The sequence below is a fragment of the Pseudomonas parasichuanensis genome (assembly GCF_021601385.1).
In the GTDB taxonomy this organism is placed as follows: Bacteria; Pseudomonadota; Gammaproteobacteria; order Pseudomonadales; family Pseudomonadaceae; genus Aquipseudomonas; species Aquipseudomonas parasichuanensis.
On sequence record NZ_BQHO01000128.1, the window covers coordinates 1 to 219 of the forward strand.

A 219-nucleotide genomic window follows, 5' to 3' on the forward strand; every position below is an offset into this window, starting at 1 on the left:
CGCCGAGGGTCAGTTTCTCGAAGTTGTCGCCACCGGCGACGGATTCGATCTTGTTGACGATGTTCGGCTGACCGCCGGTGTACACATCATCCTTGGCGGTGATGGTGAAGGTGCCAGAGGCGCTGCCCGCTGGAACGGTGACTTTGGTGCCGTCGGTCAGGGTGAAAGTCAGGCCGTTGTGGCCAGTGACCGACAGGCCCTGGGCGTTGGTCAGGGTGA

At 62.1% G+C, this 219-nt stretch carries 1 protein-coding gene; it reads right to left on the reverse strand.

Annotated elements, in window-relative coordinates; genetic code table 11:
* On the reverse strand, positions 1-219 hold a 219-nt coding region (locus L6D77_RS27235), incomplete at both ends, for an immunoglobulin-like domain-containing protein (protein WP_236170253.1).